The organism is Nostoc sp. DedSLP04 (assembly GCF_034530775.1).
In the GTDB taxonomy this organism is placed as follows: Bacteria; Cyanobacteriota; Cyanobacteriia; order Cyanobacteriales; family Nostocaceae; genus Nostoc.
Map to the genome: position 1 here is coordinate 1 of NZ_JAVRCL010000071.1, position 21098 is coordinate 21098.

Here is a 21098-nt window from a genome sequence, read left to right on the forward strand (position 1 = left end):
TGCGGCTAATCCTCTAGACTCTTGTGGGTCTTAGTTTCTAGCCAACGATTCGCACGAAGTCATCAAAGTTGTACTAGAGGGGATGGGTGCATTATTTGGGCATCCACTACCCAAAAAATTAACCATTTTAGACTTTGGCAATGGTACGACTTTGTATTCTCGTTACAATCGGGGTCAGCGAGAAGTTCACACTGCTTACCCCATCGGTGTAGAAGTTCTTATCGATGATATCTCCCAAAAAATGAAACATTTAAATGGCGGAAAAATCGGAGATCCTTCCAAAATCCGATTTTGTTTGGAAATGGGGCATACCAAGTACAGTCGTGACATCGATATCAAAGATGTATACACTGCTTGTTTAAAAGATTGGTATGAAAAATACTTGAAGAAAGTGGTGAATCTGACGCTTGATGCCAAGCACCAGGGGGATGAAATCTGGGCGATTGGTGGAGGTTGCCTCTTACCAGGATTTAAGAAGCTGTTGGAGAAAAACGGCTTCAAAATCCTGGACAATCCGGTAGAAGCCAATGTCTCTGGGCTTTTAGAGATGGCAAAAGCCATCACCAGCAAGAATCCAACTACTACATCTCTTAAATGATCCCAATGGCAGATAAAAAAGATTTAGCACCGGAAAAAGTTCGCCTCAAAGATAATTACCGAGAGCGCATATTTGCAGAATCGCAAAAACTAGATAAAAGCTACCTGGACACGCTTTACTTTATAGTTGATTGCTATTTTGTTTTCATCAAGGCTGGATTACCTGCACAACTTTTACCTGACTCACCGATTAATACTCAATCAAACCAACTCACGTCTTGGACTCAAACTCCATTTCCAGAGGAGAAAGAAGAGGATTCTTCAGGAGAAACATTCAGCCTTGATTTTGATTTGTAACCGTCACAGGAAGTTGGCAACGCTAAAGAAGGGGAATTAGCTTTAAGGGTGGTAAGTGGAATTTACACTTGTTTTGCGTAAATTCCTATCTTCCTGGATGAAAGAGTATGGGGTTGCAGGTATTGGGATGTAGGAACAGTAATTGCACGTATTTGGCATGGGCAAACATTCACCAGTAAATGTTTTACTTTGATTTTAATTCTTGACCGTGCAACTCCTACACCCTCTCATCCTGCAACATTAAGGATTTGCGCTTTTCAAGCTTGCCATTCAACCCCAGTAGCTTGTTGTAATTGGGCTATTGTCGGAGTGCGTCACTCAACAGCCCCAAAAAGTAGGTAAATATCGCAGCAAGTGTGTGCTTTCATGCAATTGTATATGCTTTTTTCAAGAAATCGGTTTGACTTCTGGTTGAATCAGGTTAAGAACAGTGTAAGGATCGCGACCAGAAAATAGCAGCTTAATCACAATTGCTGCCGCAGACTCTAACAATCGAGCATACTTCAACTCCCCCAAATCGACTGGCTCACTCCCAACATCTTCAATCAGCGAAGCCACTTGACGTTTCGCATCAGTATCGTCGCCGCAATAGAGCGTTACTAACCGCCGACCATCGAAATTAGGCTGCTCCATCTGCCAAACTTTTGCCTGACACATATTGAACGCCTTCACTACCTTAGCCTTGGGAGAATAAGCAGCGATCGCTTCTGATAGTGATACTCCATCATAAGTTTGCGTTAAGTAATTACCGTTAGAGGGGTCAACAGGATTATTTATGTCTAATAGAATCTTGTTTGCAAAAGCTTCACTTCCTCCAGCTGCTTCCATAGCTTCAAATACTGCTTGGTGAGGAGTCGCTAAAACAATGACTTCACCAAACTCTGCTGCCTCTACAGGGGAACCAGCTTTTGTCCCCTGAGCAAGTTCATGTGCCAAACTCTGTGCTTTGCTAGAATCTCGACCTGCAACAAATAGCTCGTGTTTTCCTACCCAACGTGAGCTTAAAGACTCTGCCATGCTGCCATAACCGATAAAGCTGACCTTCATTGCTATTTCTCCCTAATACAGTTCAATGGAAATAAAAGCACTATTTTTCATCTAGATTTACCACTGTAATTTTATGGGACCGCCAAACTGACGCATCTGTGCAAAAAACTGTCCTTGCGCTCCTCCATCTGGAAGTGTTGCTAAATAGACAGCAGTTTCGGCTCCTTGGTCTGCTGTAAACGGCGCATTCTCTCCTCCCATATCGGTTTTCATCCAACCTGGAGAATAAGCATTAACGAGAATATTACCACCAAGAAGTTCCTTCGCCAGAAGTGCAGTTAACCCGTTCACCCCTAGTTTGGATAGTCGATAGGAAGGTGCTATTGGGTAGTAATCATTATTAATTGCCGCCAGAGATGCCATTTCGGTTGAGACATTGACGATGCGACCGTAGTTGTGAACCTTCATCAACGGAATTAATGCTTGAGAAATTCTCAGGAGTGCTAGAACATTGGTGTCAAATGTAGAGCGCATCGTTTCTAGTTGAACTGTCAATAAACTAGATTCCTCTGGCTTGGTTGTAGGATTGATGCCGGCATTGTTCACCAAAATATCTACCCTGCTGTAGGCTTCTCTTAGCCATTGAACAAACTCTGCCACATTCAAATCACTCGTAACGTCTAGTGTGTGATAGTTCACATCAAGTCCTTCACTAGATAATTGTTCTTTAACAGCAAGACCATCTGTTTGGTTACGACTTGTTAGAACAACATGGATGCCAATTTTGGACAATTTACGAGCTATAGCATATCCTAACCCACGATTGCTACCTGTTACTACAGCAATCTTTTTCTGGTTTGTCATTTTAATAACTTTTCACAACTTTCAGTTTTACTTTACTGAAATGTTTTAAATTAATCAAATTGATTGAAATAATATATTTAATCGATGGGATTAATAGACTTGTCTGCCATTGATCTGAACCTTCTGGTCGCCTTTGAAGCACTTTTTGAAGAAAGGAGTGTTACAGCAGCAGCAACACGATTGTATTTAGGCCAACCAGCGATGAGTGCGGCACTCGCTAGGTTACGCATACTATTCCAAGATGAATTATTTATCCGAATTGGCAGGCAAATGCAACCCACAGCAAAGGCTCTGGAAGTTGCTCAAGGTATAAGAGTTGCCCTGCAACAAATTCGGCAGACATTGGAAACGAGCCAAACATTTGACTCTACTACTTCTAAAAGTACTTTTACAATTGGCAGTTCAGATTACACTAGCTATGTTGTCATGCCCAAGCTTCTAAAAATTTGTCGTCAAATTGCACCAAGCATTAATTTTCGATTAATTAGTTTTGCAAAAAACTTTGTTGGAGAACTATTAGAGCGACGAGAGATTGATCTAGCTTTGGGTGTTTTTCAAGACCCACCCAGACAAACAATACAAATGCCATTATTTCCAGAACACTTTGTCGGCATCTGTCGTGTTGGACATCCCATTCTCTTGGAGGACGTTATCACACCAGAAATCTTCGCTAATTTTCTTCATGCTCTTTTTACTCTTAGGCAAGATGAAGTTGGTGAAATCGATAATGCGCTCGCCCAGTACAACCTCCAGCGTCGAGTTGCTTTGACAACTCCTCACTTACTAGTGCTACCAGCAATCATTTCATCAACTGATTTAATTGCTGCTGTTCCATCACGATTGCTAGCACCCTTGGCATATCAAGATGCATTAGAAATTTTTGAACTTCCAGTACAAACTCAACCGTGGATGATTTCAATGCTATGGAGCAAACTTACAGAGCAGGATCAAGCCAATTGCTGGTTACGACAGATGCTCATAAGCGTTTGTGAGGAAATTTAATACATCAGAGAAGTCTTTTAACATTAATTACATACAGCACTTCCGGCAGCTATGAGGTTCATTCTAAAAGCTGAAAGCGATGATAGGAGAGGGGCAAGGAGAAAACTATATTGCATAATAGCCGAAAGCGCTGTAAGATTTAAAAATCTTGCATTGACAATTTTTTGAACTCTAAAAAGTTTAAATCACCGAGTCAAAAACTTGTTGTGCGGTTAGATTCAACTGCAAAAAAGTAGGAGACACTATAAGGTTTGTTTCTCTAAAAGGTGTCATTTGATATTCACCATCAATAAGTTCACAGACAAAAATAGTTGGAACTTTGGGACTACCAATAAATACACGTCCACCCAAAGCTGCATAATCCACAATCCAATATTCAGGTATACCCATAGCTTCATAGTCACGAAGCTTATCGTAATAATCATCCTGCCAGTTGGTTGACACTACTTCAACTATTAGTTTGACCGAACTAGCATTATGGATAACTGATTCTTTTTTCCAGCGCGTTTCAGTGTCGATAGTTTCTTGATTTAAAACAATAATATCCGGTTCGTACCCTGATTTGTCTCGGTATGGTTTAATAATGCATTCTTTGGGTATAGTCCAGATACCGCGTTTACCCATCTCTCTAATTGTGATCAGTAATTCTTCAATCAAAAAACCAGCTAAATCAGAATGCTCTCCTTTAGGCTTTGGCATCTCCACAATCACCCCATCATGTAATTCGTAACGTACTTCTGAGTTTTCTGGATACCATTCGATAAATTCATCGAAGGTCAGTAGCTTCAGTTCCGATTGTGTTTGACTCATAAAAGTTACTGGATTTATTTTTACTCCGACTGTAAGAACTGCCTATAATGCATAATTCTCACAAAATCGTGTTGCTCCTATATTATCTATGAATTTCTCTTGACTGGGCTTGATAAGATGAGTAAGTCTTGTCAAGAAGAGAGTTAGCTCCTTCAAAAGTTTTTATAATTTCAGGCGTGACTCGTGAGGTATGCACTTTGCCTGATTGAACACCTAAAACTACATCTCCATTTTTCTGTTGGATAGTCAAATCTTTGCGCTCGGTGTTAAAGCTGAGGTCATAAACCTTGCCTTTAACTTCAGTGAAACCATCTTGCCGAGATTGTCCCAAAACCATGCCAATTCTCTGAGCAATTTGAGTCAGTCGGCTGATGACTTCAAGCTCAAATGTATCTTGATTCATTACTGTCAACGCTTCGGCTGATAATTGCTCACCAGCTTTAAACCCATTAGCCACTTCTACAATGCGTTTTTTGTAATTCTCCGACTTCCCCAACTTATCTGCGGCATTATACCAATTTCTCAAGTCATCAATAGTAACTGTCGGGGACTTCTCTACACCTAGAGGTTCGGTTTTTGTACTATTAATAATGTCTGTTGTAGAAGGATTAGTGGAGAGTAATGGAGTTATAGATTGGTTAGGTGGGGATTGTGCTGTTTGTTCTGGTGGTTTCAAAAACTGCGGTCGCGTGGCGAGGGAGCTAACTTTTTGCTGATACTCAAGAGTAGATTCAATGACAGCACCAAATTTCTTGGTCATGCTCGACAAAGTTTTAGAAGGGATGGAGCTATCAACCAAGTTAAATACCGCTAGACCTTTTTTAGTTTCCCTGATAACATCTTCTATTGGTACTTGCTCCCATTTAACTTTTTGAGCAGTTAACCATTTAGTCACAGTCTCAGCTTTCTGGTTATCAACAGCCAAGCCCATGATTTCAAGTTTTTTGTTTGATTCTGTAGAAAATAAGAAAGTAGGACGCTCTTTAATATAATGTAGAATTTTCGCACTACTCTCAATCATTTCTTGTTGCTTAGGGTTCACTGATTGAGTCCCAAAAGCCTGAAATTCCTTCGTCCAAATAGTAGGATATTCAACGGTATTAGGGTCAATTTGAGCGCAAATAACAGAAAAATTACTTTGAATAATAGCGTCGGCGTGTGTAAGTTGTCCGGTTTTGAGTAGTCCAAGCTGTCTGAGCGCGTCTTTGTCTTTTTTAAAATGCAACACTCCCAAGGGTTCACCATTTAAAAACACGGCATCTCTGGTTTTTAAGGGTGGCGTTTCGATAATCAGTTTTCGGTAATCTCGATCCGAGAATGACTGACCAGAAAAATCATAAAAGTTGATTTTATTGATTTTGAGGAGATTCCCATTTGGGGACTCACCCAGCACAAAAGCTTGATCTCCAGCTTCGGAGATAGAAGTGAGTTTTAACTTTAGGGGATTACCATTTTTTAGGTAATCAACTTGTTTTAACTGTTGGATAGAATCACTGTCTAACTCACCCAAAGTCAAAGCATCAATTTTTATTTTTACTGTTTTATCAGGAATCGGCACAGTGCCAAATTCTAAGTTTACGGGTTCGGCGTTAAAAACAAGTCCTGCATAAGAGAAGTTTTTAAGTTCGCGGATCGTAATCTCAATGGGTTCATTTCCAGGTAAACCAATAGTGGCCTTAGCAGTAGCAGGTTCCACGCCAATGAAATTAGCTTGCGCCTTTGTGCCAATTGGTAACATTCCAGCCCTGGTTTCGAGCATGGCGAATTCCTTATATTCGCCGTCGCTGTCCTGTACAAATAACAATCTGGAAACGTGGCGTTCGTGTCCCGGTGGGTGGTGGCTAGCCCTAATTTCTATCGCGTGTTTTTCGGTGGGATTCCAGTCTCGACCCAAAAATTGATTCGCTTCATTATTGAGTGTGACTAACTTCGGTTCGCTAAATTGCAGTTCCTCCAAGCGGGAGATAATCTCATTGGGGAAAGCAGCGAAAGCAAAATTGGAGACTTTTTTAGCGATCGCTTGGGGGTTTGCGTTTTCTTTTCTTGCAACTTCAAGTTCATCCTGGCGGGATGCACAGATGTTCCAAGCTGCGGCGGCGGATGCAAGTTTTTCTGACTCTGGGATAGAAGCGTAAAATGTGAGAGCCGCCTCTTGTGCCTTGTCGAAAAGTAATTTAGTTTGGCTTCTAGTAAGTTCTGGTTTTAGTTCTAGGAGTTTAGCTCCCTGCATGGTCATCCCCGATTTGAGGTTGTGGTCAGTCACAGATTGTTGGCTAACTGTCCCCAGGTTGCGGTAGGCGGGTTTCTTATCCGAACCTATCTCACCATTGATTTGTGCAACTGCTAATAATTTATGCGGGCGTTCACTGTTTGTGAATTTAATCTCATCTAGGCGAATGTTCAGCGTCTGGGCTTTCCAGATTAGGGGATGCCCGTAACGGGTGAGATTGGTAATTTCAAGTTTCGCCCCTTGTGAAGTTTGCAGAATTGCAGATGGCCCTTTCTCAGTTTCACGCCGTTGGGACATCCGAACCGCAGCGTTGAATTTCAGATCGAACTCGTACTTCGCGGCGATCGCTGCAAATTTCTGCTGTGGTGTAAATTCTACTCCTTTGAATAAGTCTTTAAACTGGACTATGGGACGCGATTCTAACTGTGATTCTTGGAAATATTTATTGGTTTGGCTAATCAATAATTCTACTGGTGAGTAGCCCTTTGGTGTTATCCCCGTGTTTAAATAAACTGAACGCGACTTTTTATCTTTAATATAATTAACATCACGATACAAGTAGCGGCTGTTTTCCCGGATTTTCTCCATTTCAGGTTTTTTAGCACTTTTGAATAAATCCACCGCTATCTGGTTTTGATAACATCCTTCTTCAATCATACTCCGGTACATCAAGCGGTTAAGATCCATCGCTTGATGCATATTTTCTGGGGTTCTTTCAGAATGAGCAAGTTCAACAAACCTTTGCATATAAGGCTTGTATTCCTCTCTAATTAACTTTGGCTCTTTCTGGCGTTCTTGCTCAAACAGGGTTTCGTAATGGTTAGAAACTTGGTCTAGATAATTTGATTTCTGCTCAAAATTACCGTAAGTTTTAAGTACTTCAATTTCCGATTCTAATGCCTCCAGTGCAGTAACTTGATTGTTGATTACTCCCACACTAATGCTATCGCTCATGTGGATGGCGATTTTTTCAAAGTCAGGTTGGGTTCCAGTTTTAGGATCGTAGAATGATTGTTTTTTGAGCTTAACTGTAGGGGAATAGGCGTTTTGGGGTTGGTTCCTGTACTCGGCTTCGGCTGTTAAGTTAGGGTAGTTACTAGCTAGTGCTACACCAATACAGTCACCGTCAAAATCTCGTGCTTGGCGTTCTGATTCGGTTTCGGCTGGGTCAACTTCGCCAACATCAATACCTTGCGCTTCTAACTGTGCAATTCTCTGCTGTATACGCTTGTGGTCTTCGTCACTAACTACAATTATGCCTTCTAAGGGTTCACCGTCTGGCCCTAGTCGATCCTCAACATATTTATTATTAGAAACACACAAACCATTAGAATTTAAAAAAGGAGAACGGAAGTTAAAAACTTTTTCTTGCTCATCAAGCCAAGGGACACAAATTTCACCATTTTTGAGTTCCTTGGATGGAATAATCATCCCTCGGTCAAAAGTAAGCGTTTTCCCCAAAGCGATATCTCGCCATTGGCTCTGTACAAACCGACTTAATTCCTGTTTAACTTTTTCCGTTTCTAATAACTGCTGATGACCAAGTAAGTCAGCTTTGATGAGCTTGTACATGAACAAGTCATCTTTAGTACTCTCGTCATCTAATTCCTCATCTGCATTTAAGTCATCATTTGTTCCTAAATTTTTAATATTTGGTTCAAGGCTAGTGACTTCTCCTATTTTTAATTTACCTTGGTTCAATGATTCTTTGCGTTTTTCGTATTTTTCACAATAGTCAGCAGCAACAATTCTAGGATCATCTTGAATAGAGGCTAGTTTCTCAGCTTGTAGCTCTAATTCTTCGGCAAAATCTTTAATTCCTTGGGGAAAAGATGCCAAGAGTTGGGAGATAGACATCTGGCCTTGCTGAGATTGTCCTTTTTCAGCCAACCAAATATTTTGCTGATATAATCCTGGCTTAATTTGAGGTTTAGTCGCCCCTGCTGGTCTATCCTTATCTGTTCCTTTGAAACTACTTACAGGGAGAATTATATCGATTTTGGGTTCATTATTTGAGTCTGCGTACTTTATCTCATCTAGTTTGTATGGTCGGAGTGTTCCTTTACCAAAGCGGTATTTAGTAGTATCTTCTCCATTTCCTTCCTTCCAGCCGAATCGATGCTGGATAACACGGTAGCTTTTATCTTGCTGTGATTCTCTTGAAGTGAGCAAGTCATAAAGTTGTGTTGAAATCTGTCCATAACAATCGCCAACTAGTTTATATGCCAAATCATTTGATAATATCCCTCCATTTTCACCAGCCTTTTCAGTAGAATCATCTACTACTAGAATATTTAGCTTTTCATGAATCGCATTTTTACAAGCTCCAAGAAATATCGAACCATAAGCCCCACGGTCTTTACTATCTGGACAAATTTTTTGAATTTTTTCTAAGCATTCTTTTTCTCCATAAAGTAAGCGAATTTTAGAAGATAATAGTAAGATATGTCCATCTGGATGATTCTTTAAATCTTCGTCTGTACTGTATTCATCTGAGTGCCCAAATGAGAATTCTTTATCAGGGAAGTAAGATTCTAGTAAAGTATTACTGAGCTTTTCGGTTAAAATAGTTTTACGGTCATCTGTATAAATCCATTGATTAAGCCTGGGGTCAAAATGTTTTAATTCCAGTGTCATGAGTTTAAAAAGTTAATGAAACTTAGTTAATATTTTGGGAGGTTTATATGTCAAGAATTAAGCGTTGGATAAATATGCATAAAAAAGAATTCAATGCAGATGGGACATTAAAAGACGAAGCCCGACAAGAAATGTTATCTAAAGGTGAAGATCCCGGAGCAATAGATAGTTATGCTCGTAGAGTAAAAGTAGGGTATGACGAGTGGAAACGCCTGGACGAGACTGACCCAGAGCCGTGGCCAGTGTATACAGCTTATGATTTCTTCACTGAACAAGAGAAAAGGGAATTTAACCCTGATGGTTCTCTCAAACCTGAATATTTAGAATACGCTCGAAAAATTGGAATCAGTGAAGGTGCGCTGGAAGAACAAGAACGTCGCAAGAAAATAGAAGTTGATGGTTACAACAAAGTGTCTGCTAAATACGCAGAACAAGGTATTAATTTTGGTGCATGGCAAATGAGAGGAAGGATTGAAGACAGCAGAACATACGTTCAACGTCGGCAGCAGATGGAGCAAGACCTGCGGAACTTTGAGCCGGAAGAGAGCTTGCCTTTTGATAAAAACACTTCTTATTAAAGTAGGACAGGTTACGCTGTAAAGAAAGTTTTTATCCATCAAATGCAGTGATTTTACCTGAATATGTGAAAGAAAGCGATCGCCTCACCTTGGGCATGAAAGTAAATATTCATAAACTGCCTTTTTACTTCGTTGACTTGAAAGATTTTAGAGATTGCTGATGGAGTATCATAGTCAGTAATCGCAGTGCAGTAAATAAATATACCGCACTGTCACTGTGTTTATCTATGATGTTTTCTACTGTGTGGTAAGGTGTTTTTTGATAATTGTTTGCTAAGAGATAATTCCGATGAAGAATTATTAGATATTGATGAAGTAGCTATTTTATACGTCGCAAAACAGCAAGGAATAGCGACTAAAAAGATTAAGGTAGCCTGACCAATTATTTGCCACAAGTTGAAAGTCAGTTGAGACTGAACTTGCTTAAAGAAAACAGACTCTAACTTTTGGTGAGTCGTGCGATTTTTCAAGTACTCTAAAACTTGCAGACATTCAGATATGTCCTCGCCTTTGTAGACTTTTTGACACAGCAGAATTTCTAAGCGTTCAATGCGACGTTCTGGAGTTGATAAGTTGATATCATCCCAATCGTCCCAAAGTTTGATTTGTTGTAGTTCGGACATAATATGATTCAGACGTTGTAATTAGAGAAATTTCTCAATGCTTACAAAATTAGTGACGGTGGCGATGAGGTTTATTTTTAGAGTGTTCGTACTCTATCAACAATTGCTTCGCTTGCTCAGGCAAGATTACCTGATTCTTATTGATACGCAATTGATAACAGTAGCTCTTATTATCAGGACAGGGGATAGTGCTGGGGGTATTAATTCCAATCATCACAGAACCAAGAGCAACTGCGGAAATGGTAATGGAGTAAGTAATTATCCCTGAGCGACCAGAACCGATCCAACCACCGAGCCAAAAAAGAAACTCTTTAAATTTTTCAAAGCGTTCTTGACGAACTTTGATCCATTCTTTTGACTTTTTGAGCTTTGAATAGAGTTTGGCATTAGATGCTTTCTCAATCTGAATGTCAATGGTGCGTTTCTGGTGAGCAATTTCTTGTTCTAATCGGTACTCGTTCCATTCTCGGACACGTTGGGCGATAGCATCGGCGTGGGCGAAGAAAGCGGAAAATCCTTCATCAGATAGTGATTCGCCATTAGAGTTTTCAATGGGGACTTTCCCTCAATGCGCTCCAATATACGTTGTTCCAGTCCAGAATAAAAATTCTTAATATCCTGTTTGTTTTCCGAAAGTGCGCGGAGTACATTCTTGATATACATTTGGTTAACTAGCCCGGGAATATTTTGAGCGCGTTTTCGGGTAATATTGTCCACTAAATTAACCAATTCCTCTTCAGAAACAGATGCTTCTTCACCAAAAAACTCAGCAATTAACTGGCTCTCATCTTGGGGTTGAACTATGCCAAAGTGAGCAGCTACATCAAAATATGTTTTATTTTGCTCCTTAATTAGGTCGCAAGCTTCGAGAAAGCGCTCACACTCCAACTGACGATACTCCTTCTGATTTGGAGATAGTCCACAAGCGCTGATAATCTCAATCGCTTCAGTTAGTTCTATCTCAATGCCGTACTCTGATTTGATGTGAGTTAACATTTCCAGAATATTCATTGGTGAAAATTCAGTTTTATCGGCACGTTTTTTCGATTGTCTTTGGAAGTGTGCTGCCGCTTGCTTATAGGTTTTACCCTGTTGAATCAACGCTCGGATCACATCAAAACGGGACTGAATTTCTTCATCACTGTAATCAGCTTGGCCAATAGGTAAATTACTTGCTGTCAACGTGGCATCAACGTCTTCTACAGAGAGTGAATATGTTTGTTGTAGCAGTTCTTTGTTATAAGGCATAAATTTATTCCTAGTTAAAGGCATTTTCTAGTAAACAATCATCATCTTCGTGAGTAGGTGAAGAACTCAAATGTGTATCAACCTTGTCGGTAGGGTTTGCAACGATTAGATGATTCTCCAGTTCTTGCTCCAAGTTAAAAGTTTGAGCTAAATAAATAATTTGTTGTTGCAGTTGGTAAATTGAAATTCTTGCCTTTGATTTTAAATCTAATTCTGAAAACCCTCCTAACCACCGACAAGCTATCGGATGCCAAAAGGCAGCGATTGCCCAGATAATCATCTTTTGTCTCGGAAATTCAAGAGTTTTATTTTTGGGACTCAGATATTTTAAGAGGGGCAAATAAGGAGATGAAGTACTGAACTGAAAACGGAAATCAACTTGCTCAGGCATGATTTGCAACCTGTTGAGAATTTTTGCAAAGATAAGAGAAAAAACCGTAGTTATCAGTTAAGCGAAAGGATAAATCTGATTTAGGTCTCTCAGATAAAAATTCTTGCTGTACTAAATATTCCAAGGCATCACAAGAAATTTTTTCTGGACGTGGAAATAATCGATTCAATTCACTCTTGAAATAATGGGCAGTTCCACCAGCAAAGATAATCTCATCAATATCTGATGGAATATAACGATGCAAATAACTTGAAAGCACTCCCCAATATTCTTCACGAGCAATACTGATTGCTGATTTGATTGATTGAATTTCTAATTCTTGTAGCAAAGCATCTTCGACTCGAACTAAAGGTAATAAGGCTTTGAGATTTATTTTGGAACCAGCAGCACTAATCGCAGCCGCAAGAGTCAAAGATTTTTGTCCAGCTACCCGACGCTGTACTGATGATACTAACTTATGAAACCCTAAATCTTCTGTAACTCCACTTGTCATCGCACCCTTATCCATAATCAAAATAGAGGCATTGCGATAGCCAATCATCACCACCGCTATTTTACGCGAACGCAAGTTATGAGTAGTTGTACGCCCTCTTGAGAGCAATCCAAATCCTTCCGGGCGGCAAACAAACTCCACTAGCTTGAAAGAGCGTTTTTCACCCCTCCATTTAAAGTTGAGCAGAGCGCCTGTAATCGATATCTCAAATAATTTGCGATCCGAGTATTCTCCGTAAGGAAACAAGATGCCTAGACGAATACTCGCACCGTTGGCTAACGACTTCTTTTGGGCTATAGCACCCACAACAGCCAAGGTTTTATAAATCGCTAGCTCAAATTTTGGCTGCTCTAACTTCAAATCTGCAAAAAACCTCTGACAAATTAATCCTACACCCCAGCATTGCTGATTGTATTCAATCCAAGCTGAATTCTCTGGAGAAGATACACCAATCGCATCCTCCTCATAACTTAAAAGGCTTTGTTTCGGGATTAATGCTGTGTAGGGTTCCATCAAAAGCAACTCCGGCTTACTTGAATCTAGAGTAAAAAAAACTCTACTCAACGATGCTCCCGGATCGAATGAGATTATTAAATCTGCCATCTACTTTCAACAAAAATTACTCAACCATTTCATCAAATCATAATTCGTTAATAGCGCAATTATGGCAAATTTATGGAATTTGATACCAAGAGCCTCAAACTCATATAAATCTGGCACAACTCTGGCATAACTCTAGCATAACTCGGAAATTTTAAATAGTATTTATCAACAAATTATTTTTATTGAGAATCAAGTGCTTTCTTCTCAATAAAATGGCGCAACTCTGGCGTAATTTTGGCAAAATTCCTTAGAATACAAGCATTTTGGGAGGATATGCTATTACAATGATATTATTCTTTTACTAAATGAATAATAGCAAAACACGACGCACAGTACGCCAAATTTGGCGGAAAGTTTTCGACGGAAATTTGCTATATTTAAGTGCATGAGAGTTGGTGAATAAAAATTTGTTGCTGTCATTGTCTCACCAAAAACTTTTCACTCGGCATCAAACCAAAATGAGTTTGATGACGGTGATCAAGAATGACTTCAATATTTTTTGGGAGTTGTCCAATAGTCGTCGAGTTAAGTTATGTAAATCTCATGGCAGAGGTGAGCGATGCTAACAGCTGCGAACGTCTCTTCAGAGATGGCGGTGAACTACTTCATCAAGAACTACTACCACCAAGGGAAGTCTCGCTGGAGTGGTGAAGGCGCTGTGAAGTTGGGATTGTCAGGAGCAGTTGAAAATCAGCAAGCGTTTAAAAATGTCATCGAAGGGCGATCGCCTAATGGTCGTGAGCAGCTTAATGCCAAGGTACTGAAGCCCGATGAACGCAGGGCAGCGCTAGATTGTACATTCTCTGCGCCTAAGAGTGTGAGCCTAATGGCGTTGGTAGGTGGAGATGAGAGATTAATTGCCGCGCACCATCAGGCATTAAAAAAAGTATTAACGTTGATGGAACAACGTTACGCCATAACTAGAGTCACACAAGGAGATTCTCGTCACAGAGTAAACACAGCTAACTTGGTGGTTGCAGAGTTCGACCACATCGAAAGTCGCTCCTTAGACCCCCATTTCCATACCCACTGCTTAGTCATGAACACAACCCAAGCAGACGGCAAGTGGATGAGTTTGGTCAATAGTGAGATATTCGCCAATAAGAAATTCCTGGGCATGGCATATCAAAGCTATTTGGCAGCAGAAGTAATCAAGTTGGGGTATGAAGTCGAGCCGCGTCAACATGGACAATTTGAGATCAAGGGGTTCAAGGAACAGGACTTGGAGGCATTCTCAAAACGACGGCAGCAAATCATTGCGGCAGCAGGTGCATCAATTTCATGGGCAGAACGCGAAAAAATCTGGGATACTACTCGGCAGCGCAAGCAGAAAATTTCCGAGGATGAACTCAAATCACTGTGGAAGGAAGAAGCTGCTGCACTAGGCATCAGTTTTGTTAAGCCTCTTGAGCCAAACAGTAATGTACAAGATTCTCTCGAACAACGAACTATTGAAGATGCGTTGGTAGACGCGATTGCGCGAAGCGCAGTGCTGGAAGCAATCGCACATTGTAGTGAGAGGAATGTCGCCTTCAAGCAGGAGGATTTAGAGAAATTCATTCTAAGAGAAAGACTTTTTACTGATGTGACTGCAATTGAGCCATTGATCAAGCAACATCAAGAGTTAATTGCTCTGCCTGGAATGCAGCGGCAATACACAACATGGGCGGCAGTAAAGCGAGAACTAGCAACGATTGAATTGATGCAGTCAGGACAAAGTAAAGTAAACCCTATCTGCTCAAAGGAAGTAATTGAAAGGCAGTTAGAGAAAACCTCACTAAACCTTGGGCAGAGGCAAGCAGTTAGTCTAGCTGCAACCACAACAGACCAATTCATTGCCTGGCAAGGGGTAGCCGGGGCGGGTAAGACTTTTGCCCTCAAAGAATTAAACGCGATCGCACTCGCCCAGGGCTATACAGTCAAAGGTTTTGCCCCTTCATCAATGGCAGCAAAGGTACTGAGTGAGGAACTAGGCATACATTCTGAGACTGTAGCCAGCTTATTGGTAGGAGAACCAGCTAAAGTTGTAGAAGCAAACCAGATTTGGATTGTAGATGAGGCAGGTTTACTTAGTACCAAAGATGCTCATGCCCTCTTAGAAAGAGCTACACTTCTTGGAGCAAGACTATTACTAGTTGGCGATACCAAGCAATTATCGGCTGTGGAAGCGGGAAACCCGTTCAAATCTCTGCAACAAGCTGGCATTCAGACCGCGCACTTAACACAGTCGAACAGGCAGCGAAACCCAGAGTTAAAGATCGCAGTAGACCTTTTGGCAGACGGGAGAGTAGAAGCGGGATTTAAGCAGTTAGAGACAATTGGGAGTATTTTAGAGGTATCACCTGATACGAAGCTAGAGACAATTGCTGCTGACTATATAGCATTAGCGAAAGAACAACGAGCAAGAACACTCGTACTTGCTGGCACAAATGTTGAAAAATTAGCACTTACCCAGGCAATTCGAGGCAAGTTAAAAGAGGAAGGAAGTTTAGGGGCGACTGCAAACATCAGCCAGTTACAAGCAAAAAATCTCACTTTAGTTCAGATGCGCTACACCCATAACTTTGAACTGGGTGATGTGGTGATGCCGACGCGCAACTATAAGCGCCGGGGTTTAGAGAAAGGTCAAATCTATGAAGTTGTCAGCAAGGATCTTGACCGACTAACATTAAGAACCTCTGCGGGGACACATTTAGAAGTAGATACCAATTTTGACAAAGCGGTTTACCAGTGTGATGAAATTGAGATTGCCGTTGGCGATCGCTTGCAATGGAAGAAAAATGACCGCCAATTACAAAGGCGAAATGGGCAGGAGTTTATAGTCACGGCGATTGAGGGAGACTCTGCCCAAATTGAGTACAAAGACACCAAAATTACTGAGACTATCAACCTCAAACAGGCGCAAAACTTAGACTATGCGTTAGTCAGCACAATCTACAGCAGCCAAGGTAAAACTACTGATTTAGCGTTGATTGCAGCAGATTACACCATTGGACAAGAAAGTTTTTATGTGGCAATTAGCCGAGCTAGGCATAACGTCAAACTTTATACTAAAGACAAATCAGAGTTACTGGAGCTTGCCCACTCCTCTAAAGCCAAAGATAACGCCTTAGAATTGCTGATGAATTCCTTAAAAGTGGAACTACAGCAAAAATCACAATCAGAAGCGATAACTGCCTCGGTCAGTCCAAGAGCTAATGAGCCAGTAGTCAAACTTGAAGTTGCAATAGCAGAGCCTGTACTGAAAGCTCAACCACCAATCACTGAACAAGTCTCCTTACCAGTTAGTCGGACAGCCCCATTAGTTACGACGAGTTTAGAAACTGTAGCCAAACCCGCTCTCAAAGAGAAACATAGAGATGATAGAAAGTCTCCTGTTTTTGAAAAACCAGTATTAAAGACTGCTGTACCAACAGAACCATTCTGGACACCCAATCAGACTGAAAAAATACCTAATTTTATTGAACCAAAGCACTGGCAAGAGTTTGAATCAAGTGCTATTCATCCCAATATTACAGCGTTGAACTTTGAGAGTCTTCAGTTTAACTATGCAGGTGGTGAGCATGAAGCCTGGGAACGGCTCATGGTCAGCGAAAAGCTGAATCGAACAAATACAGGACGGCTAACAGATGGTTTTATAAAGGCATATTCTCATCTTGATGCTGGTGGATGGTGGTGTGATGCTGGAGTTGATGCGCGAACATTTACTAACTTAAAGCCAGGTGAGAAACCGCCGATTAAACGATGGGGATGCTACAAGCCAAATCAACCAAGACCCAAAAAAGATGAGTCTGGGCAAATAATTGAAGGGAAATTCATTAAATATGAGCATCCCCCAAAAGTTGAATTAAGTATCTTCTTGCTAGATGTCCCTGACGATATTGCCGAACGCATTTACTCCAAACACAAGGTGAACCCCAGTGATAGCGATCGCCAATCAGGATTTTGGTACTGTGTTTGGAAGCACAACATCCCGTGTGCGATCGCAGAAGGAGCTAAAAAAGCAGCTAGTCTGTTGAGTCAGGGTCATGCTGCCATTGGGCTACCTGGGATTTCGGCGGGATACCGAACTCCCAAAGATGAGTTTGGCAAGAAAATTGGCAAGTCTTACCTGCATGAAGAGTTGGCAGTTTTCGCCACACCTTCTCGAGAAATCAAATTCTGCTTTGACTACGAAACCAAGCCGGAAACGAAGCTCAATATTGAGCGAGATATTTCCGTAACTGGAAGATTATTACAAAAAGCTGGAGCTAGGGTCAAGGTCGTCAGCTTGCCAGGGCCTTCTAAAGGTGTTGACGATTTCATAGTCGCAAGTGGGCCACTGGCTTACGAAAAATTGAGCCATCAAGCAATGAAGTTAAGGGACTGGCAACAGCACAATCAACACTCAAAAGTTGCTGCAATAGAACCACCCAAACTTCAGCTTAAAGAAAGTTCTTTACAACAAACCTCACCAAATCAACCAATAGGACAAACCCATGACAACCAACAACAACCCAACCCAGATACAGTTCTTAACCGAGAAGATAGAGGAATTATTAACCTCTCACGGGAAACTGAACAAGAATTTCGAGCAGTTAGAAATCAAAAACTCTCAACTCACCGAGAAAATTCAGAGCTTAGAGGTAGCCCAGCAACAGAGGTTGAGCGAGTTCTTACAGCAGTTAGCCGAGACATTGAATGCCAAGAAATCGAGCAACTTGGAGCCATTAGTGCAAGAATTAACACAAGCTCTACAGATGGTCGGCTTCGAGGTCAACGAGCAGCGAACTTCTCAAGACAAGTTAACCCAGAAGATTCAGCAATTATTGACGGCGCAGCAAGTGATGTCAGTTTTGAACAAAATGGAAACGCCGAACGACCAACTACCGAACAACTCCTAAACGCAATTACTGAGAATATTCAACAGTCAGTGGTTGATGATGCCTTAGTTGAAACGTTACCACAATTAACAGAACAACTGTACGGGTATCAGCAGCACTTCTTAGGAGCCAGAACCAGATTAGATGACTTTGGAACAGTGATTGCTTCAATTGAGCAACAAATTTCATCAAAAAGAACAGTGGATGTAATCTCTGACTTTATTGAACAGTCAGTAGTTGAGTCCACGCTAATAACTTTGTTGCCAGAATTACTAGAGCAACTCGATAAAGGCAGTCAGCAATTAGCTCATAGAACAGCTATTGCTCAACAGTCAGAACTTTCAAGTTCACAAAAAACTGTTTGGGCAATAGCTGAAAATATTGAGCAGTCATTAGTTGAATCTACGCTAAGTATTGCTTTACCACTGTTAATAAAACAACTCTCTCCCTTGAGACAGCAGCAAAAAGGAGTCAGAAATAGATTTGACGATTTAGAAGCAGTCATTACTAAAATTGAGCAACGACTTTCATCACAAAGAGTTATAGACGCAATTACTCAAAATGTTGAATACTCGGCTGTCTCCTCTGCCCTTACTGAAACATTACCGCAACTAATAAAACAATTTTCTCCTTTGAGACAGCAGCTAAAAAAAGGTATTGCCACATTCGACAAAATATTTACAGCAATTGAGCCATTATCACAACGCCTTGATTTTCAACAAACTATCGATATAATTGCTGAGGATATTGAACAGTTGGCTGTAGAGTCTGCTTTAAGTGAAACGTTACCACAACTAATAGACCAACTCTCTCAACATCACCAGCATATATCAGGAAGAATAACTAAATTCGACGACCTGGAAACAGCAATTTCTCAATTTGAGCAGCACCTTTCAACAAAGAAAACTGTCTTATCAGTTGTTGAAAACATAGAACAGTCATTAGTTGAGTCTGCCCTAGCTGAAACTTTGCCACGGCTAATAGAACAACTTTCTAAAACTTGCCAACAGCAAAAAGCTCTGAAACCCGCATTTGATAAAATATCTACAAGAATTGAGCATGAAATACAATATCTTTCTTCACAAAGGGCTGTAGACGTAATTGCTCAAAATATAGAACAGTCATTAGTTGAATCTATTATTACTGAAACGTTACCACAACTAATAGAACAACTCTCTAAAACTTGCCAGCAGCATAAGGGAAGAACCACCTTTGATGGCTTAGGAGTAGCTATTACTCAAATTCAACAACGGCTGGATTCACAAAAAACTGTAGATACAATTATTGAAAATATCGAATACTCGGCTGTTGAGTCTGCCTTCACCGAAACTTTACCGCAACTAATAAAGCAAGTCTCTCAATATCACCAGCAGCTAAAAGGAGGAAAAACTAGATTCCACGGCTTAGAAATAGCTATTAGTCAAATTGAACAACAATTATCTTCACAAAGAACTATCTTATCAATTGCTCAAAGTATAGAACAGTCATTAGTTAAGTCCATACTTACTGAAACATTACCACAAATAATAAAACAACTCTCTCAATTCAGCCAGCAACTAAAAGGGGGAAAAACCATATTCAACCAGTTTCAGCAACTACTGGATAATGAATTAGTAGGGGATTTGATCCAAAAAAATCGAGCTTCAGAACACTTAGCTCTTAACGCTATTTCTGACTACGTTTCTCAAGAAACTGTTGCAAGTTATGAGACTGTATCAGCGCTCTCGAAACTGAAAGAATTGCTAGGGATGAGTCAATCTCAAACTCTTACCGAATTTACTACTGCCTTACAAAAAGTGCTTGAATTGATTGAAAACTTGGAAGATCATCAAAATCATGAAGAAGAAAATGTTCAGCCCCTCTCTTCAAGGCTCACAACAAATATAGAAGTAGAAACTGAATTATCAAAAGAGTCAGTTAAATTGCACCTCAAAAAGATGATTCAAGGTTTAGCTCGTGAACAACTGGCAGAGGTAGTTATGGAAGTAGGTAAGTATGTTAAAGGTGAAAAGGTAACAGGAAAAAAAGTCAGCGAGTTATTCACGAGTGTTACAACTGATGCCAAAGCTTTGAGTTTTGAGCAGAAAATGGATATCGTTAGGCAACTGATTAAAGATGACAAACCATCGATTATGAAAAGATTGGGAATCAACTCGCCATCGCCAGATGACAACGAGGAGCATCTACGGTTCCGGCGCTAACTTATCAGTTATTAGGTATCAGGTATCAGATATTTCCTTCAATGAATTGATGGGTTAGTTGTTCACTATTCACTGTTTACTATTCACTGATAATTGTTCACTGATTTAACTGGTATTGTTATCCCTATTATCTTCAACTGCTCACCTAAAACAAAATTTACCAGTTTCTGACCGCTCACTAAGATTATTTTGTCGGAGCGACGAATCAACTGTTTTGATAACTGTCCAGTTATGCCAGTATGCACGAAGAATCCACCACTAGCTCTTTCACTTTCAATACAGGACAGGAAATCTTTGATGTGTTCTGGGCTAATGTAATCAGCGTAACGTTTAACCTGGATTACATAGAGCTTTCCCAAAATCAACACGCGACCATCTATCCCGCCGTCACCGATGTACCGAAAGTTGCGTTGGATTTGCCAGCCCTGTTTTTTGCAGCAAGTGAGTACCAATTCTTCAAAAACGTAAGGCGATATCCTGCGTAGCGTAGCGATTACTACTGGCAATTTGGCTAATTGAGTTATGCTACGAAGCTCAAGTAATACTTGACTAGCGTACTCAATATTATTAAAGTGTTTCTTAAGATTTTTAGGTAATCTAATCCTTGGTGTTCGCGCTGGGCTTGGTCGTAATTGCTTCTTAAAATTTTTAGCTAAGAAAGCCTTTTGCGTTGGT

13 protein-coding genes and 1 pseudogene are annotated in these 21098 nt (G+C 40.5%); 5 read left to right on the forward strand and 9 right to left on the reverse strand.

The features are described 5' to 3' along the window. Positions 1-55 precede the first annotated feature (55 nt). Positions 56-598, forward strand: a pseudogene (locus RMX89_RS29265) (hypothetical protein); the annotation flags it as partial. A gap of 5 nt (positions 599-603) precedes the next feature. Then, entirely contained in the window at positions 604-894 is a 291-nt protein-coding gene (locus RMX89_RS29270; RefSeq protein WP_322691392.1) for a hypothetical protein, read from the forward strand. A gap of 387 nt (positions 895-1281) precedes the next feature. On the opposite strand, the gene RMX89_RS29275 is transcribed toward RMX89_RS29270, so the two are convergent. Together RMX89_RS29275 and RMX89_RS29280 are read right to left on the reverse strand one after the other, a co-directional pair. After that, positions 1282-1941, reverse strand: coding sequence for an NADPH-dependent F420 reductase (locus RMX89_RS29275; protein ID WP_322691393.1), 660 nt, complete (start codon positions 1939-1941; stop codon positions 1282-1284). 57 nt (positions 1942-1998) lie between these two features. Then, positions 1999-2745, reverse strand: coding sequence for an SDR family oxidoreductase (locus RMX89_RS29280; RefSeq protein ID WP_322691394.1), 747 nt, complete (start codon positions 2743-2745; stop codon positions 1999-2001). 84 nt (positions 2746-2829) lie between these two features. On the opposite strand from RMX89_RS29280, the gene RMX89_RS29285 reads away from it, so the two are divergent. Further along, the gene (locus RMX89_RS29285; protein ID WP_229474989.1) at positions 2830-3747 is read left to right on the forward strand and encodes a LysR family transcriptional regulator; all 918 of its coding nucleotides are present in this window, start codon (positions 2830-2832) and stop codon (positions 3745-3747) included. Between the two features lie 180 nt (positions 3748-3927). Here the strand turns inward: RMX89_RS29285 and RMX89_RS29290 are convergent, their stop codons facing one another. Together RMX89_RS29290 and RMX89_RS29295 are read right to left on the reverse strand one after the other, a co-directional pair. After that, positions 3928-4557, reverse strand: coding sequence for a Uma2 family endonuclease (locus tag RMX89_RS29290; protein ID WP_322691395.1), 630 nt, complete (start codon positions 4555-4557; stop codon positions 3928-3930). A gap of 82 nt (positions 4558-4639) precedes the next feature. Next, complete coding sequence (locus RMX89_RS29295; protein WP_322691396.1) at positions 4640-9424, reverse strand: hypothetical protein; 4785 nt, start codon at positions 9422-9424, stop codon at positions 4640-4642. A 47-nt stretch (positions 9425-9471) separates the two neighbouring features. Here RMX89_RS29295 and RMX89_RS29300 point away from each other — a divergent pair, with 47 nt between their 5' ends. Beyond that, positions 9472-10002: a hypothetical protein gene (locus RMX89_RS29300; protein ID WP_322691397.1), complete on the forward strand. Its 531-nt coding sequence runs from the start codon at positions 9472-9474 to the stop codon at positions 10000-10002. 221 nt (positions 10003-10223) lie between these two features. On the opposite strand, the gene RMX89_RS29305 is transcribed toward RMX89_RS29300, so the two are convergent. From RMX89_RS29305 to RMX89_RS29320, 4 genes are all read right to left on the reverse strand, one after another. Then, positions 10224-10625 carry a hypothetical protein gene (locus tag RMX89_RS29305; RefSeq protein ID WP_322691398.1) on the reverse strand — a complete coding sequence of 134 codons (402 nt, stop codon included), beginning with the start codon at positions 10623-10625 and terminating at the stop codon, positions 10224-10226. 444 nt (positions 10626-11069) lie between these two features. Continuing rightward, positions 11070-11873 carry a hypothetical protein gene (locus RMX89_RS29310; RefSeq protein WP_322691399.1) on the reverse strand — a complete coding sequence of 268 codons (804 nt, stop codon included), beginning with the start codon at positions 11871-11873 and terminating at the stop codon, positions 11070-11072. Between the two features lie 10 nt (positions 11874-11883). Further along, entirely contained in the window at positions 11884-12264 is a 381-nt protein-coding gene (locus RMX89_RS29315) for a hypothetical protein (RefSeq protein WP_322691400.1), read from the reverse strand. Further along, positions 12257-13360, reverse strand: a complete 1104-nt coding sequence (locus RMX89_RS29320; RefSeq protein WP_322691401.1) for a ParM/StbA family protein — start codon at positions 13358-13360, stop codon at positions 12257-12259. The genes RMX89_RS29315 and RMX89_RS29320 overlap by 8 nt, the downstream gene beginning before the upstream one ends. 559 nt (positions 13361-13919) lie before the next feature. Here RMX89_RS29320 and mobF point away from each other — a divergent pair. Next, a complete protein-coding gene (mobF, locus tag RMX89_RS29325; protein WP_322691402.1) occupies positions 13920-20423 on the forward strand; it encodes a MobF family relaxase in 6504 nt (2167 codons plus the stop codon). 83 nt (positions 20424-20506) lie between these two features. Here mobF and RMX89_RS29330 read toward each other — a convergent pair. Then, positions 20507-21098: restriction endonuclease (locus tag RMX89_RS29330; RefSeq protein WP_322691403.1), on the reverse strand; the 592-nt coding region annotated here is incomplete at its 5' end.

Bases quoted from the DNA above. Each gene is read 5' to 3' on its own strand.
- RMX89_RS29320 (WP_322691401.1), bottom strand. From the start codon at position 13,360: ATGGCAGATTTAATAATCTCATTCGATCCGGGAGCATCGTTGAGTAGA.
- RMX89_RS29305 (WP_322691398.1), bottom strand. From the start codon at position 10,625: ATGTCCGAACTACAACAAATCAAACTTTGGGACGATTGGGATGATATC.
- RMX89_RS29295 (WP_322691396.1), bottom strand. From the start codon at position 9,424: ATGACACTGGAATTAAAACATTTTGACCCCAGGCTTAATCAATGGATT.
- RMX89_RS29270 (WP_322691392.1), top strand. From the start codon at position 604: ATGGCAGATAAAAAAGATTTAGCACCGGAAAAAGTTCGCCTCAAAGAT.
- RMX89_RS29275 (WP_322691393.1), bottom strand. From the start codon at position 1,941: ATGAAGGTCAGCTTTATCGGTTATGGCAGCATGGCAGAGTCTTTAAGC.
- RMX89_RS29300 (WP_322691397.1), top strand. From the start codon at position 9,472: ATGTCAAGAATTAAGCGTTGGATAAATATGCATAAAAAAGAATTCAAT.
- RMX89_RS29280 (WP_322691394.1), bottom strand. From the start codon at position 2,745: ATGACAAACCAGAAAAAGATTGCTGTAGTAACAGGTAGCAATCGTGGG.
- RMX89_RS29310 (WP_322691399.1), bottom strand. From the start codon at position 11,873: ATGCCTTATAACAAAGAACTGCTACAACAAACATATTCACTCTCTGTA.
- mobF (WP_322691402.1), top strand. From the start codon at position 13,920: ATGCTAACAGCTGCGAACGTCTCTTCAGAGATGGCGGTGAACTACTTC.
- RMX89_RS29285 (WP_229474989.1), top strand. From the start codon at position 2,830: ATGGGATTAATAGACTTGTCTGCCATTGATCTGAACCTTCTGGTCGCC.
- RMX89_RS29290 (WP_322691395.1), bottom strand. From the start codon at position 4,557: ATGAGTCAAACACAATCGGAACTGAAGCTACTGACCTTCGATGAATTT.
- RMX89_RS29315 (WP_322691400.1), bottom strand. From the start codon at position 12,264: ATGCCTGAGCAAGTTGATTTCCGTTTTCAGTTCAGTACTTCATCTCCT.